The organism is Bradyrhizobium sp. SZCCHNS2022, assembly GCF_032377575.1.
GTDB classification, from domain to species: Bacteria; Pseudomonadota; Alphaproteobacteria; order Rhizobiales; family Xanthobacteraceae; genus Bradyrhizobium; species Bradyrhizobium aeschynomenes.
In genome coordinates this window covers 3,632,370-3,647,891 of the sequence record NZ_JAUHHZ010000001.1, presented here as the reverse complement: position 1 = coordinate 3,647,891, position 15,522 = coordinate 3,632,370, and the positions used below count along the sequence as shown (strand labels likewise).

14 protein-coding genes are annotated in these 15,522 nt (G+C 61.1%); 8 read left to right on the top strand and 6 right to left on the bottom strand.

Going from position 1 to position 15,522, the window contains the following annotated elements; translation table 11 throughout:
• Window positions 1-41: 41 nt before the first annotated feature.
• Window positions 42-1,310 carry a CoA transferase gene (locus QXZ94_RS16160; RefSeq protein WP_315721238.1) on the top strand — a complete coding sequence of 423 codons (1,269 nt, stop codon included), beginning with the start codon at window positions 42-44 and terminating at the stop codon, window positions 1,308-1,310.
• Between the two features lie 64 nt (window positions 1,311-1,374).
• Here QXZ94_RS16160 and QXZ94_RS16155 read toward each other — a convergent pair whose 3' ends face one another.
• Window positions 1,375-2,103 (bottom strand): CBS domain-containing protein, encoded by a 729-nt coding sequence (locus QXZ94_RS16155; protein WP_172112627.1) that lies wholly within the window; start codon window positions 2,101-2,103, stop codon window positions 1,375-1,377.
• A gap of 161 nt (window positions 2,104-2,264) precedes the next feature.
• Here QXZ94_RS16155 and QXZ94_RS16150 point away from each other — a divergent pair, with 161 nt between their 5' ends.
• Together QXZ94_RS16150 and QXZ94_RS16145 are read left to right on the top strand one after the other, a co-directional pair.
• On the top strand, window positions 2,265-2,624 hold the full coding sequence (locus QXZ94_RS16150) for a hypothetical protein (RefSeq protein WP_315721237.1): 360 nt from the start codon (window positions 2,265-2,267) through the stop codon (window positions 2,622-2,624).
• 134 nt (window positions 2,625-2,758) lie between these two features.
• Complete coding sequence (locus tag QXZ94_RS16145) at window positions 2,759-4,510, top strand: PHA/PHB synthase family protein (RefSeq protein ID WP_315726304.1); 1,752 nt, start codon at window positions 2,759-2,761, stop codon at window positions 4,508-4,510.
• Between the two features lie 42 nt (window positions 4,511-4,552).
• Here the strand turns inward: QXZ94_RS16145 and QXZ94_RS16140 are convergent, their stop codons facing one another.
• Together QXZ94_RS16140 and QXZ94_RS16135 are read right to left on the bottom strand one after the other, a co-directional pair.
• Complete coding sequence (locus QXZ94_RS16140) at window positions 4,553-6,097, bottom strand: AAA family ATPase (protein ID WP_315721236.1); 1,545 nt, start codon at window positions 6,095-6,097, stop codon at window positions 4,553-4,555.
• Window positions 6,098-6,123: 26 nt separating this feature from the next.
• Entirely contained in the window at window positions 6,124-7,113 is a 990-nt protein-coding gene (locus QXZ94_RS16135) for a zinc-dependent alcohol dehydrogenase family protein (RefSeq protein WP_315721235.1), read from the bottom strand.
• A 255-nt stretch (window positions 7,114-7,368) separates the two neighbouring features.
• On the opposite strand from QXZ94_RS16135, the gene QXZ94_RS16130 reads away from it, so the two are divergent.
• Window positions 7,369-10,062, top strand: a complete 2,694-nt coding sequence (locus QXZ94_RS16130; protein ID WP_315721234.1) for a bifunctional acetate--CoA ligase family protein/GNAT family N-acetyltransferase — start codon at window positions 7,369-7,371, stop codon at window positions 10,060-10,062.
• 25 nt (window positions 10,063-10,087) lie between these two features.
• Here the strand turns inward: QXZ94_RS16130 and QXZ94_RS16125 are convergent, their stop codons facing one another.
• Together QXZ94_RS16125 and QXZ94_RS16120 are read right to left on the bottom strand one after the other, a co-directional pair.
• Window positions 10,088-10,591 (bottom strand): phage holin family protein, encoded by a 504-nt coding sequence (locus tag QXZ94_RS16125; protein WP_315721233.1) that lies wholly within the window; start codon window positions 10,589-10,591, stop codon window positions 10,088-10,090.
• Entirely contained in the window at window positions 10,592-10,861 is a 270-nt protein-coding gene (locus QXZ94_RS16120; protein WP_315721232.1) for a hypothetical protein, read from the bottom strand. It lies immediately after the preceding gene.
• A 164-nt stretch (window positions 10,862-11,025) separates the two neighbouring features.
• Between QXZ94_RS16120 and QXZ94_RS16115 the strand changes: the two genes are divergently transcribed.
• Genes QXZ94_RS16115 through QXZ94_RS16105 form a run of 3 tightly spaced genes read left to right on the top strand, consistent with a single transcriptional unit; the run spans window position 11,026 to window position 14,050 of the window.
• Complete coding sequence (locus tag QXZ94_RS16115; protein ID WP_315721230.1) at window positions 11,026-12,162, top strand: ABC transporter permease; 1,137 nt, start codon at window positions 11,026-11,028, stop codon at window positions 12,160-12,162.
• A gap of 2 nt (window positions 12,163-12,164) precedes the next feature.
• On the top strand, window positions 12,165-12,944 hold the full coding sequence (locus tag QXZ94_RS16110; RefSeq protein ID WP_315721229.1) for an ABC transporter ATP-binding protein: 780 nt from the start codon (window positions 12,165-12,167) through the stop codon (window positions 12,942-12,944).
• A 2-nt stretch (window positions 12,945-12,946) separates the two neighbouring features.
• Window positions 12,947-14,050: an ABC-type transport auxiliary lipoprotein family protein gene (locus tag QXZ94_RS16105; RefSeq protein ID WP_315721228.1), complete on the top strand. Its 1,104-nt coding sequence runs from the start codon at window positions 12,947-12,949 to the stop codon at window positions 14,048-14,050.
• Between the two features lie 15 nt (window positions 14,051-14,065).
• Here the strand turns inward: QXZ94_RS16105 and QXZ94_RS16100 are convergent, their stop codons facing one another.
• A complete protein-coding gene (locus QXZ94_RS16100; RefSeq protein WP_315721227.1) occupies window positions 14,066-14,383 on the bottom strand; it encodes a cytochrome c in 318 nt (105 codons plus the stop codon).
• Between the two features lie 137 nt (window positions 14,384-14,520).
• On the opposite strand from QXZ94_RS16100, the gene QXZ94_RS16095 reads away from it, so the two are divergent.
• Entirely contained in the window at window positions 14,521-15,234 is a 714-nt protein-coding gene (locus QXZ94_RS16095; RefSeq protein WP_172112637.1) for a helix-turn-helix domain-containing protein, read from the top strand.
• Window positions 15,235-15,522: the final 288 nt, after the last annotated feature.

Below are 15,522 nucleotides of genomic sequence, written 5' to 3'. Positions count from 1 at the left end.
GATCGCATCAGACGATTGACGGAACGGGGAAGGGCTCTGGAATGCCGCCTGTCGTGGCGCTGCCAGATCGTAAGCCGCGGTCGGCCGATGCGCCGGCCGCGCTGGCGGGGGTGCGCGTCATCGACTTCACGCGCGTGGTGGCAGGACCGGCATGCACGCAAACGCTCGGCGACTTCGGTGCCGACGTCATCAAGATCGAGCAACCGGTCACAGGAGACGATACCCGTTCTTACGAGCACGCCGAGCTCGGCGGCGAAAGTGCCGCCTTCCTCAGTCTCAACCGCAACAAGCGAGGCATGGTGCTGGACCTCGCGATCCCGCAGGCCAGGGACGTTGCACGCGCGCTGATCGACAAGGCTGATGTGGTGGTGGAGAATTTCTCATCGGCCGTGATGGAGAAATACGGTCTGGACTATCCTGCGGTCTCGAGCACCAATCCCGGGCTGATCTATTGCTCGATCTCGGCCTATGGCCGCACCGGCCCGTTTGCGTGGCGATCGGGATTCGATCCGATCACCCAGGCCGAGAGTGGCTTCATGTCGCTCAATGGTTTTGCCGACAGTCCGCCGGTCCGGACCGGGCCGCCGATCATCGACCTGGCGACTGGCATGTCCGCCTGCAACGCCATCCTGCTGGCGCTTGCAGCCCGGCAGCGGCTCGGCCGCGGGCAGCATGTCGAGGTGGCTCTGTTCGACATTGCGCTGTCAATGACCGGGTTCTCCGGGATGGCTTTCTTGATGAACGGGAAGAATCCCTCGCGCACCGGCAACTCGCCGAACGATTCGCCGACGGTCGGCGTCTTCGAAGCGTCGGATGGTCCGCTCTACGTCGCCTGTGCCAATGATCGACTTTATCAGCGGCTGGTGACGGACGTCCTTGCGCGCCCGGACCTTCTGACCGATCCCCGATTCAATTCGCGAAAGGCGAGATCGACCAACCGGGTTCAACTGCGCAGCATTCTTGCCGAGATGCTCGCCTCTGAGCGGATGGACGTATGGATTTCCCGCATGAACCAGGCCGGAGTTCCCGTAGGGCGCGTACGGAACGTTGAGCAGGCATTCGACGCGGCTGAGGTCCGGGCGCGCGACCGCATCTGTCGTATTCCCCATCCGACGGCGGGCTCGATACCGAACATCGAGCCGTCCATCGCCATGCAGCTGACGCCGACTGTCGAACCGCGGGCGGCACCGCGGCTCGGCGAGCATACCGTCGCTGTGCTGCGCGAAAGGCTGGAACTTTCCGATGATGAGATCGAAGCCCTCCGCCGGGTCGGCGCCTTTGGACCGGTCGATCCGACCCTGCGGGCTTAGGGGTCTGACCGCTCTTGGCCAGTGCCAGCCGAGCCGCGTGCCAGCTCCCAGATGATCGGTGACATCAGCTGGCCTTGGCCATGTCCTCGTCTTCCGGCGAATTGAGATACATGCCGGACATGGTGTCGACCCAGCACAGGTGATCATGGACCTTCTTGACGCCGGCAACGTTCTCTGTGGCGACGATAGCGGCCTGCCGCGAGCGCTCCTCCGTGATGACGCCGCTCAAATGAACGATGCCGTCCTTGACGATGACCGAAAGCCCGAACGGACACCAGTCGTTCTTGTCGAGGGCGTCGATGACCCGATTGCGGATGTGATCGTCGTCCGCCGTCGGATCCGGGACCTGGCGGCCCAGCGTGGCGACCGCCTGCAGCAAGTTCGCCCGTGACACGATGCCGACCACCTGGTCACCCTTGACCACCGGCAATCGCTTGACGTGGTTCTTCTCCATGAGCTCGACGATCTCCGCCAATGCGGCGTCTTCGGTGATCGTCAGGGGGGACTTGGTCATGACCTCCGACACTTTGCGTCCGTGCTCATGGACGAAGTCGGCAGCCGATTTCCCGGGTCCCAGAATGAAGCGCAGCCAGCGGCCGCGCTTGCGACCGGTGCCGATTTCCGTCCGCCGGATGAAGTCTCCTTCCGAGACGACGCCTACCAGCTTGCCGCCCGTATCGACCACCGGCAGACCGCTGACATGCCGTTGCAACATGATGTTGGCCGCGTCCACGATCGACGTGTCCGGAGTGACGGTAATTACAGGGCGGGTCATGATCTGATGGGCGCGCATGGCGAACTCCAATGTCGAAGGCTGCCGAAAGGTAATCCGCTGGCCAAGTCGCGACTTGACCCAGGTCAAAGCGGAGTTTGCTTCGTCATTGATGCAGCTCAAGGTTCCCATGTGACTGTCGGGCTAAGAGACACGTCCATCCAGCGAGAGGAGAGGTGCCCATGTCCGAGCTCTCTGCGCATGCCATGGCCGAGGAAACGGCCGAGCTATCCGAACGTGTCGCGCTTTCCAACAAGCACGCGCTCGAGCTGCTCGTTGGCTCCCAGCAGATTATCTTGGAGGAGATTCTCTTCGCCAGCAATGAGGCGCTGGATCGTGCGCGAACGGAAACGCATTTGCTGGCCGAGTTCGTCTCGAAGCTGGCCGGTGTGCATTCCGTCAAGGGAATTCAGACGATGGTCCAGGAATGTGGCCGTCACCAGATCGACTTTGTCAGGCGGGACTGCGATCGGCTGTTCAAGCACGGACAGCGCCTGATTGATGCCAGCGTAAATCTCATGGGGCAACGGTGGCGAAACTGAACAAGGTGGGTGCGCCGCGTGCCGATCGGCGGAAGCGCAACGGAACGACCGACAAAGCCCCGACCGACATTGTTGCCGGTGAAGAGATTGTATCGCCGGCACCGGCAGACGTTCTCGTCGCATCCGGCGGAAAGCTGGTCTCCCAGGGGGCCGACGCGAACTCCAAGGAGTTTCGGCGCGAGGATCACGAGCTGGACAAGGCGTTCAGCGCTGTGCTGTCTCGCCTGACGGGTGGAATTTCGCCGGCTGCTCTGTCGATGGCCTATCTCGACTGGGCGTGTCATCTGGCGGCTGCACCACAGCGTCAGATTGAGATCGCCCACGGCGCTTGGCATGCTGCAAGACGGCTCGCAAAGCGCTCCCTGCATTTTGCCGACCCCAATCGTGGTCCGTGGGACCTGATCAAACCCCAGGCCAACGATCATCGCTTCTCCAAGCCTCAATGGACCACTCAGCCGTTCAATCTGTTCGCCCAGGCGTTCCTGCTGGGGGAAGATTGGTGGCACAAGGCTACGACCGGCGTTCGTGGCGTGGACCCTGCCAACGAGGCCATCGTCGACTTTTCTCTGCGTCAACTGCTCGATGTGTTCGCGCCGTCGAACTATGCGGCGACCAATCCGGAGGTCGTGGAAAAGACGTTTCAAAGCGGCGGTGAGAACCTCGTCTTCGGCTGGCAGAACTGGCTCGCCGACCTCATGCAGGTCTTGCAACCCGGGAGGGCATCCGACAGCGCCGAGTTCGTCGTCGGAAAAACGGTCGCGACTGCGCCGGGCAAGATCGTGCTGCGCAATCGGTTGATGGAGCTGATTCAATACGCTCCGACGACCGACAAGGTCCGGCCCGAACCGATCCTGGTCGTTCCGGCCTGGATCATGAAATACTACATCCTCGATCTGTCGCGGCATAATTCGCTGGTCAGGTATCTCACCGATCAGGGCTTCACCGTGTTCATGATCTCGTGGCGGAATCCGGGAGCCGAGGATCGCGATATTGCTTTCGACGATTACCGATCGCTCGGCGTCATGGCGGCCCTGGACGAGATCGGGCTGATCGTTCCCAACACCCGGATTCATGCTGCGGGCTATTGCCTTGGGGGGACGCTGCTCTCGATCACCGCTGCGGCCATGGCGCGAGACGGTGACGATCGTCTCAGGACGGTCACGCTGTTCGCTGCCCAGACCGATTTCACGGAAGCGGGAGAGCTTACGCTCTTCATCAACGAGAGCCAGATTGCCTTCCTGGAAGACATGATGTGGGAGCGCGGCTATCTCGACACGACACAGATGGCGGGCGCGTTCCAACTGCTGCGATCGAACGATCTGATCTGGTCGCGGGTCTCGCGCGATTATCTGCTCGGCGAGCGTGCCCATCCGAGCGATCTGATGGCGTGGAACGCCGACGCGACACGGCTGCCATATCGGATGCATTCCGAGTATCTGCGTAAGCTGTTCCTCAACAACGATCTGGCCGAAGGCCGCTATGAGGTCGAGGGACGGCCGGTCTCCCTGTCCGACATTCACACGCCGATGTTCGTGGTCGGGACCATGCGCGATCACGTCGCGCCGTGGAAGTCGACATACAAGGTGCACTACGAAGTCGACGCCGACGTCACCTTCGTGCTAGCGAGCGGTGGTCACAATGCCGGCATCGTTGCGCCGCCCGACGAGCCCGGACATTCGCATCAGGTGCGCACCAAGGCTGCCGACGCGCCATACCTCGGACCCGACGAATGGCAGGGCAGCTCCCCGCGGATCGAGGGATCATGGTGGCCGACATGGATCACCTGGCTCGAGCAGCAGTCAGGGACGCTTGGCCCGCCGCCACGGCTTGGAACGGATCACTCCGCCGATCTCGGGATCGCTCCGGGTGGCTACGTCCATACGTGACGGGTACTGCCGGAGTGCCGCGGAAGGCCGCTTCGATCGAGTTCATGTCTTGATCCCCAGCAGTGACAGACTGCGCTCCAATGTCGCGTCTGGCGCTCCCGACGCATCCACATGCAGCCAATCCATCGCGCCGAGGTCATAGCGCTCCTGCTCTTCGGCAACGACGATGGTCGCGTCGGACGCATCGTGGACTCTTCGCTGAATCCGTTCCTGCCGGATGCGCAGGTCGGCAACGAGGAAGAGCCCGGCAAATGGCAGTTTCAGCCGCTTTGCCAGTGCATGGATCTCCTCGCGTTCATTCGGACGGGCAAATACGGCATCGACGATGACGGTGAACCCCTGAGTCAACACGAGATGGGCTTGCTTCAGCAGCTCTTGATAAACTCTCGCGCTCGCTTCTGGTGTGTAGGCTTCTGGAGGCAGCCGATCGGTTGGCCCGACGCCAAACAGCTTCTTACGCAGCACGTCGCTGCGCAGAACGATCGCTCCGGGCCGCGGAACGCAAAATGGAGCCAGCGCTCGCGCCAACGCAGATTTTCCACTTCCCGACAGGCCGCCAACGGCGATCATCGTGGGAGCAGGCTGCTGAATCAACTCACGCGCCAGCTCGAAGTAGCTTTGGGCCACATCGAATGTCGGCGAAGCAGCCGGGCTCGTTTGGCCGGAACTCTCTCGGTCGAGCTTCGCAAGAAAGACTTGGGCGCGGATCGCTGCTCGGATCGCCATGAACAGCGGCAAGGCAGCCAAGCCATCGGGCCGCCCGGCCGTTGCGACGGTCAGATAGTGGTTCAGGAGATGATTGGCTGCATTCCTTTGCTCGAAGTGCATCAAATCCATCACCGGGAATGCAAGATCATAGAGGATGTCGATCGTTGCAATCCGGTCATCGAACTCGATGGCATCAAACAGCACGGGCTTGTCGTCAATCATGACGATGTTGGCAAGATGAAGATCGCCGTGACAGCGTCGGACATAACCGTGTTCCGCGCGTTCTGCGAGAAGCGGACTGAGGCGTGAGAAGGCCGCGCCGCAAAGCGTGCTGAGTTCCTCAATCTCGGCTGTGACAAATCGATTGCTGCTTCGAAAGGCGGCAACAAATGCGTCGATCCAATGCGGGATCGATGCCGGCCATGCACTGGAGAAGACCTGAGCTGCAACGGTGTGCGAGGCGGAGATTGTCTCGGCCAGAAGCTCAGCGAGATCCGTATTCAAGTGACGCTGGGCGGCGAGGTGATCGAGCGTCCGGCTGTCATCGAAGCGACGCATCTCGACGGCATATTCTATCGGGGTGCCAGATCCATTGATATGGAGTGACCCATCTGCCGCTTTGGTGATGGCGACAACCCTCAGGTAGATGTTCGGGGCAAATGGACGATTGATCTCCAGTTCCTTCGTGCATGCTGCCTGTCGTTGCGCAAGCGTCGAATAGTCGAGGAAAGGGAGCCGGATGGATCGCTTGATTTTCAGCGCGTGCTCGCCGAACAAGAAGACGGAAGCGGCGTGCGTGTCGATCCGGCGAACGTCTGGATGACGATGAGGGTCGCCCAAGAAGGCCAATACGAGAGCCTGATCGGATGATGGCGCCATAGGTCTTTGCTGCCATATCTCAGAGTTCAGGCGCCGGGGACAAGAACGGCTGCGCCGGTCATCTCGCCTCGTCTCAAGCGGGCAAGGACGGCGTTCGCGTCGGATAGCGGATACGGCGTCGTGTGGGTACGGATCTGAGCCTCTCGCGCAACGCGCAGAAAATCGTGGCCATCCTGTCGCGTCAGATTGGCCACGGACATGATCTGGCGTTCGCCCCAAAGAAGAGAATAGGGGAAGCTTGGAACGTCGCTCATGTGGATTCCACCGCAGACGACACGGCCGCCCTTTCGGACAACACGCAGTGCAGCCGGAATAAGCTCACCGGCAGGGGCGTAGATGATCGCTGCGTCCAGGGCGACATCGGGACGCTGATCCGATGCACCGGCCCAGCTCGCGCCGAGTTGAAGTGCGAGATCTTGCGCAGCTCGATCATCTCCGCGTGTAAAGGCGTAGATCTGGCGACCTTGCCACCGAGCAACTTGTGCGACGATGTGACCGGCCGCTCCGAACCCGTAGATGCCGAGCCGCTCTGCGTCACCGGCCATGACCAGCGACCGCCAACCGATCAGACCTGCGCACAGGAGAGGCGCAGTCGCAATGTCGTCGCCCAGGCCGTCGAGCGGGAATGCATAGTCGGCGTCTACGACCGCGTGGGTGGCATAGCCGCCATCGCGAGTGTAGCCGGTAAAGGCAGGCGTGTCGCAGAGGTTTTCGGCTCCCCTTATGCAGAACCCGCAATGCCCGCATGTATGTCCGAGCCAGGGAATGCCGACCCGCGCCCCGAGCTGATGGGCTGCCACATCGCCACCGATCCGGTCGACATAGCCGACGATCTCGTGGCCAGGAATGATCGGATAAGGGATGTCTGGTAGTTCTCCGTCGTAGAGATGCAGATCGGTGCGACAGACCCCGCACGCACTTACCCGAATGCGAATTTCACCCGGTCCCGGCTCGGGATCGGCGAGCGTCTCGAGCTGGAGGGGCGCTCTTGCCTTGTGCAACACCATCGCTTGCATCGAGAGCCTCCTGGGGCACGTTGCGCTCAGGGCATAGGTCATCCTGGGCCGCATCCATTGATGTCGGTCAAGGTGCTCGACGCGCTCAACAGCCTAACAGATGTGGCGGCGCGAGGAGAAGGCTGGTTTCCACGAGCCGAGCCGCCACATTTCCCGCGCTGGGATGATAAGTCGCGCTAGACCCGCAGCGGATTGAAACTAAGATGCACGCCTGAGGAACAGCGCGCCTTGCGCACGCGAGATCTGGATATCGAAATGTCGACCTATCGATTGCGGAACCTGCTGTTGCCTCGCTCCATCGCCCTCGTTGGCGGCAGTCCACGACAGAATTCGGTCGGACGCGCCATTCTCGAAAATGTCATCAAGGCGCAGTTCGAGGGCAAGCTCGGTCTGGTCAATTCTCGCTATCCGGCGATATCCGGTATCCCGGCAGTGGGCAACCTCGGTGAGCTGCCGTTCGTGCCCGAGCTGGTGGTGATCACGACACCGCCTGCTACAATTCCTGATCTGATTGATCGCGCAGGCGCCATCGGCAGCGCCGGCGCGCTGATCATCACCTCGGGCCTCGGACACGGAGCGGGCTCGCTGGCCGATCAAGCCGAACAGGCTGCGCAAAAGTACGGCATGCGCCTGATCGGGCCGAATTGTCTGGGCATCATGATGCCCACGATCAAGCTCAATGCCAGCTTTTCCGCTCATATGCCGGTTGCGGGCAGTCTGGCGCTCATTTCCCAGTCGGGTGCGATCGCGGCGGGAATGGTCGATTGGGCCGCGCAGCGCGACGTCGGATTTTCTGGCATCGTCTCGATCGGCGACCAACTGGATGTCGATCTCGCAGACCTCCTGGATCATTTTGCGCTGGACGGTGGCACTCGCGCAATCCTGCTCTACATCGAAGCGGTCAAGGACGCGCGAAAGTTCATGTCGGCGGCGCGGGCGGCGGCCAGGGTCAAGCCGGTCGTGGTCGTGAAGTCGGGGCGTGGTGCCGTCGGTGCAAAGGCCGCGGCGACGCACACGGGTGCGCTGGCGGGAGCGGATGCGGTCTATGATGCTGCCTTCCGCCGTGCCGGCGTCCTGCGGGTCTCTGATCTGCGTGAGCTGTTCGATTGCGCCGAGACACTGGGCCGGGTGGAATCGCCCACGGGCAAGAGGCTCGCTATTCTCACGAATGGTGGAGGCATCGGTGTGCTTGCGGTGGATCGGCTGGTTGAGCTCGGAGGCGTCGCGGCAACGCTCTCGCCGGCCGTGCACGACAAGCTGGACGCGGTTCTACCGCCAACCTGGTCGGGATCAAATCCGGTCGACATCGTCGGTGATGCGGACGCCGCCCGCTATACGCAATCGCTTGAAACGCTGCTCGCCGACCAGGCCAACGATGCAATTCTGGTCATGAACGTTCAGACCGCAATTGCGTCTGCAAGCGATATCGCGACTGCTGTTACGCATTTCATCGGTGCGTATCGAAAGCAGCATCGTCGTTGGGCCAAGCCGGTGCTGGCGGCATGGGTCGGTGCGGAGCAGCAGGTCATCGAGACGTTGAGCGGCGCTGGCATTCCGAACTATCCGACGGAGGATGACGCTGTTCGAGGGTTCATGCATCTCGTCCGCCATCGGGAAGTGGTCGAGTCGCTCGCGGCGGTCCCGCCGGCCATGCCGAGCTCCTTTGCGCCTGACGTGGAGATCGCTCGCAAGATCGCCGGGACCGCACTGGCGGACGGGCGAACCTGGCTCGATCCGGTGGAAATCAGCCGACTTCTGGAAGCTTACGATATCGCAATGGTGCCGACGTTTGCGGCGGCCTCAGTCGACGAGGCGGTCGGCTATGCAGAACAGTTGTTCGCGCAGGGCGCAACGGTCGTCCTCAAGATCCTGTCGAGGGACATCGTTCATAAATCCGACGTCGGTGGCGTCGTTCTCAATCTGACCACGGCGGAAGCCGTGCGCAACGCCGCGAACGAGATCATGGCGCGCGCCAAGGCCGTTCGACCCGATGCACGGATTTCAGGAGTGATCGTGCAAGCCATGGTCGTCCGGGCCAAGGCCCGCGAGCTGATCATGGGCGTCGCTGACGATCCGACGTTCGGTACCGTGATCGTGTTTGGCCGGGGCGGCACCGCGGTCGAGATCATCAACGACAAGGCGCTTGGTCTCCCGCCACTCGATCTCCATCTTGCGCGCAACCTTATTGAACGGACGCGTGTCTCGCGATTGCTGCGAGCCTATCGCGATGTCCCAGCGGTCAAGGCCGACGCCGTCGCGATGGTCCTTGTCAAGCTTGCACAGCTCGCAGCAGACCTTCCCGAAATTCGCGAGCTCGACATTAATCCATTACTCGCGGACGAAAGCGGCGTCTTGGCGGTCGATGCGCGCGTTGCGGTCGGTAGGGTTCCGCCGAAGTTCAAGGGATCGGGCCCCTCGAATTTTGCCGTCCGTCCCTATCCGAGCCAATGGGAGCGGCATCTTCAGGTCAAGGATGGCTGGCGCATCTTCGCGCGACCGATCCGGCCCGAGGATGAGCCGGTCATTCATGAGTTCCTCAAGCATGTCACGGCTGAGGACCTTCGCCTGCGCTTCTTCGCGCCGATGAAGGAGTTCTCGCATGAGTTCATCGCGCGTTTGACTCAGCTGGACTATGCGCGGGCAATGGCGTTCGTCGCTCTGGACGAATCGACCAACGAGCTGGTCGGCGTCGTGAGAATCCACTCTGATTCGGTCTATGAGAGCGGAGAGTACGCGATCCTGTTGCGGTCGGATCTCAAAGGACGAGGCCTCGGCTGGGCGTTGATGCAGTTGATCATCGAGTATGCCAAGGCCGAGGGCCTTAAGATGATCTCTGGGGACGTCCTGCAGGAGAATATCGTCATGCTTGAGATGTGTAGGAATCTCGGTTTCGAGGTCAAGACCGATCCGACCGAGCGCGACCTCTGCAACGTCAAGCTAAGACTCTAGATCGCCTGATTTGGCGGAAGTCCATTCAAATCGGATGGGCATCATTGGTCGATGAACTTGCGGTTTCGCCTTCCGTTGGTCCGTGGGAGCGCAGAGTCTTGATGATGAACGTCACAAGAGGGACAATGAGGAGTGGAATAAGCCTGTTCAGAGGATGATTGATGACGCTCGAGATGTCCGATTGCAACGATCGTGCCTCGAGCTGGAGTGCATCCATGGACGAGGAATGGATTTCGCTGGCAAGTTCGAGTTCGCGGCCTGACGGTGCACGGGCCGCAACCGCCAGCAGAATTGCCGCGATGACAAAATTGCATGCCCCGAGTGATGCGGCTGCTACTACCGCTGATGTGATCTGCACCAGCGCCAGGTAGGCTGCCAGTTCGAGCATCAGAAGACCGAAGACGGCAATCAACGCGGCGAAGGCTCGCAGGCCTAGCCCGACGAGCAGGTGCCTAAGCCTGATGTCGGCGATGACCCTGTCAGTCCGCCAGAGAAGACGTAAATGTTTGACGACGTTCTCGGTATCCACTTAAGATCTCCGCAGTAGGAGGCCAACGGTCATGCCGATCGCAAACGCTGCAGCGGTGGCCATGATCGGACGAGCCTGAATCAGCCGTTCGACCTCGACGTCGGCCTCATTGAGGGCGGCACTCAGAACGTCGATGGCCGCCGCGACCGGCTCAGAACTCGGTTGAGCGTTGGAGTCGGTATGACGTGCGCCAGCGTCACGCAACAGCTGCCGGAGCTCTTGCCCTAGGACGTCCAGCTCGTTCCTGATGATCGCAGGGTCGATAGCCATGCTTTGTCCTGTTCTCAAATTCATTGTAGAACCGACCGCAAGCTGAGGCTTGATTTCGCTCAACGATTTGAGCCGACGGCATTGATGCATGTCAAGCGGGGTAGATCGTCGGGATTTTAGGAACAGGTGGTGCTGTGGGCACGCCGAGAGAGGGAGACATTGAATTGCGTGCTCATCCAGGATTGACCGCCGATGCAACGGACGAGGTGTTGGAGCTCCGTCCCAGCGGATCCTGGGTGTCGCTCAACGTGACCGAGCTCGAAAGCTTGGCCAACGCGGCCATCGCCAAGGTCGGAGCCTCGAAGTCTGTGAAGCTCGACCTTGGCGCAATCAGCGAGATCGACACAGTTGGCGCCTGGTTACTCGAGCGGCTCAGCCGCCGGGCTGCCGCTGGGGGCCGTCCGGTGCAGATGACCGGGGTCGCAGCAAATTACCTCGGCCTGGTCGAGGAAGTGCGGCAAGTCAATCGGCACGAAGTCGAACCGGCGCCGAAGAAGAACCCCGTCCTGGCCAGGCTTACGGATCTCGGCCGATCGAGCCTAGGCGCAGCCCAGGACGTTGTCGTGTTCCTGGAAATGCTTGCTGCGCTTTCTTTCGCATTGTTGCGAACGCTGCGCCGGCCGAGGTCGTTGCGGGTGACATCGCTCGTCTATCAAATGTACCGGATTGGATGGCAGGCCATTCCAATCGTGATGTTGATTACGTTCTTGATCGGCGCGATCATCGCCCAACAGGGAATTTTCCACTTTCGACGCTTCGGTGCCGAATCCTACGTCGTCGACATGGTGGGCATTCTTGTCCTGCGCGAGCTCGGTGTCCTGATCGTTGCAATCATGGTGGCCGGCCGCTCGGGAAGTGCCTACACTGCAGAGATCGGCTCGATGAAGATGCGCGAGGAGATCGACGCCCTGGTTACGATGGGACTTGATCCCGTCGAGGTTCTGATCCTGCCGCGGATCATTGCGCTGATCCTGACGCTGCCAATCTTGGCATTCATCGGATCGATGGCTGCGCTCTATGGCGGAGGACTGGTTGCCCAGCTTTACGGTGGCATGGGGCCGGCAATCTTCATCGCGCGACTGCACGAGGCGATCTCGGTCACGCATTTCGAGGTCGGGATGTTGAAGGCGCCGTTCATGGCATTGGTGATTGGAATCGTTGCCTGCAGCGAGGGCCTTCGCGTGAAAGGCAGCGCCGAATCGTTGGGACAGCAGACGACGACCTCCGTCGTGAAGTCCATTTTTCTGGTGATCGTGCTTGACGGCCTGTTCGCCGTGTTCTTTGCATCCATTGGAATGTAGCAATGGATGATCTCCAGGTTTCCTGCGCCATCAGGGTGACTGATCTGGTCGTCGGCTTTGGGCGGCAGGTCGTGTTGAACGAATTGTCCCTGGAGGTTCGTCGCGGCGAGATTCTTGGGCTGGTGGGCGCCTCGGGTGGCGGGAAATCCGTCCTGATGCGGACGATCATCGGGCTCATTCCACGTCGCAGCGGGACCATCGAGGTGATGGGGGTACCGCTTGGTGGTGCGGCGGAGCGTGCGACGCAGGATGCGGCGGCGCGCTGGGGCATCCTGTTCCAGCAGGGAGCCCTGTTCTCGTCCCTGACGGTGAAGCAAAACGTCCAGTTTCCGCTGCGGGAGAACCTGCAGATGTCACCGGCCTTGATGGACGAGATCGCGATTGCGAAGCTCGAAATGGTCGGCCTTCGGGCAGAGGACGGCGATAAATTTCCTGCCGAGCTTTCCGGAGGCATGACCAAGCGCGCCGCGCTGGCACGGGCTCTCGCGCTCGATCCGGCGATCGTGTTTCTCGACGAACCGACCTCCGGCCTCGATCCGATCTCCGCCGGCGATTTTGATGCGCTGATCAAGACCCTGCAGCGGACGTTGGGACTGACCGTGTTCATGGTGACGCATGATCTGGCGAGTTTGAATACTGTCTGCGACCGGGTCGCGGCCCTGGCCGATGGCAAGATCGTGGCGATTGGTCCGATGCGCGATCTGCTTCAATCAGAACATCCCTGGGTCCGAGCCTACTTCCATGGCAAACGATCCCAGATGCTACAACCGAAAGCGAGTTGAAGATGGAAACGCGTGCACCTTTTGCTGTCATCGGCGGGTTTGTGCTAGCGGCCATCGTCGCAATCTTTGGCTTCGTCTACTGGCTGAACAACACTGGAGGACTTGGGCCGCGTACCATGTACCATGTTCAGTTCGATGGATCCGTGCCAGGTCTGCTGGTTGGTGCTGCCGTCCTGTTCAATGGCATCCGCGTTGGCGAGGTGACCGACCTCAGCCTCGCTCCGGACAACCCGCGTCGCGTCAATGCGACGATCTCGGTCGCATCGACTACGCCGGTGCGAACCGACACCAGAGTGGGGTTGGAATTCCAGGGGTTGACGGGTGTCCCCGTCGTCGCGCTGGAGGGCGGCTCCTTGGCCGCGGCGGCTGGTGCCGCCTCAACCTTGATAGCCGAGCCGGGCGCAGGTCAGAGCATGACACAGGCGGCACGTGACGCTTTGCGGCGCGTCGACGCCGTCCTTGCTGAGAATGCCGGGCCACTGAAGGACACGATTGCCAATCTCAAGACGTTTTCGGAGGGGTTGGCGCGGAATACGGGGAAGCTGGATGGAATCGTCTCCGGCCTCGAGAAAATGACAGGGGGCGGCACGCCAGCACAGAAGGTCACCTATGATCTCACGGCGCCGCGCGAGTTCGGTCCCGTCAATAAGACCATCAAGGGCCAGCTTGCCGTCCCGGAGCCGACGGCAGTTGCGATGCTGCAGACCCAGCGCATGCTGTTCTCGCCAGCCAAGGACTATCCCGGGTTTGGCGAGTTCCTGTGGGCGGACAGCATCCCGAAATTGCTGCAGGCCCGCCTGATCGATTCATTCGAAAACTATGATGTCGCCCATGCGCCACTGCGGGCATCGGATATTGGCCAGCCGGACGTTCAACTGCTGATCGACGTCCGCCGTTTCCGAATCAATGCCGAAGCGGCGGCGGCGGCGGAGATCGGGCTCTCGGCTCGCCTCGTCGACAAGAATGGCAAGGTCATTGCGTCCCGTTTGTTCGACGAGAGCCAGCCGCTTGGCCGGCTCGATCCTTCCGATGCGGTCGACGCTTTCGATCAGGCCTTCGGCCGAATCGCCAAGTCAATCCTGGCCTGGTCCGTCCAGACCCTCTAGGTGGAGCCGTCGAAGCTACTCTAGGCTCTTAAGGTACGACAACAAGTCGTTGATCTGCGGTGGCGCAAGCTCGAATTGCGGCATCGCCGGGTGCCCGGTGACGATGCCTTCCGCGAGAGCCTCACCAAGAGACTCGATGGGATACCGCAGGTGCAGCGTTCGAAACGGAGGGGCCTGTTTGAATGGACTTTCTCCGGTGCTGCCGATGGCATGGCATCGCGCACAGTGAGCCTTGGCGTAGGCTCGTCCCCGTTGTTCGGGCGTCGATGCGGCAAGTGACGGAGAGGTCAAAGAAAGGCTCAGAAGAAGGGCGCAGAAGGTCAAGCGCTGCATGCATCACGTCCGGGCACGGTCATTTTCTGCCACGATAGGGCCCCGATCCTCCGGTCATTTGATTTGAATCAACGGGAACTTCGAGCATTCGCTAGAATGCGGCTATTCTCCTTGCGCTTGGCCCAGCGGAGCCCTGTATGAAGACGTCTCTGGTTGCAGTCGATTTCCACGGGCAGGGCTGCGCCGATTGTGCCGTGCGAGGGTTCAGCGTATGCGCATCGCTGGATCAGTTTGAGATGCGCGAATTCGAGCAGCTCAGCCGCCGCGTGAGCTTCGCATCCTGCGAGACTGTTTTCGCACAAGAGGACAGATCCTCGTGCTTTTATAATCTGCTCGACGGAGTCATGAGGCTCTATAAGCTGTTGCCCGATGGTCGCAGACAGATTGTCGGTTTCGTACTGCCTGGCGATTTCGTGGGGATGACGACAGAAGAGCGACATGGGTTCTCGGCCGACGCCATTGGTCCCGTGACGGTCTGCCAATTTGCCAAGCTGCCGTTTGGCCGCTTCGCCGATGACAAGCCCAACCTTTTGCGCCGGATGAACGAACTGGCCGTGCAGGAGCTCAATCAGGCACGTGACCATATGGTGCTGCTCGGCCGCCGATCGGCCGAGGAGAAGGTTGCGACCTTCCTGGTCGGTTGGAGGGATCGCCTCGTTGAGCTTCGGGGGCCCTCTAACATCGTACCGCTGCCCATGAGTCGGCAAGATATTGCCGACTATCTCGGGCTGACGATCGAGACGGTCAGCCGGACGTTCACGAAGCTCGAACGAGATGGAATCATAGCCATACTTCCAGGTGGCGTTTCGCTGCGGGATTCTGCCCGTGCCGAGGCGCTGGCGGCTGCTTGATCCCCGGCGGGCGACTTGAGGGCTCCGGATTTGCATTGATCTGAGTCAAAGACTGGAGAGCTGCCGCTGAGGAACAATGTCTCAAACTCAAAAGTGGGGGAGAGACATGCCTTTCGATGCCATGGTGGTGAGCTTCGCGGTTGTGGCGGTTTTCGTCGCGTTTGCGGCAGTCCTGCTGTGGGCTGATTCGCAAACCAAACCTCGGACCTGAAGTCCGATCATCCGGGCAGAAGCGGTCGGGCCACTCCGATTGCTGCTCAGGGCCGCCCGCCTGCGGAAGCGGGCTGG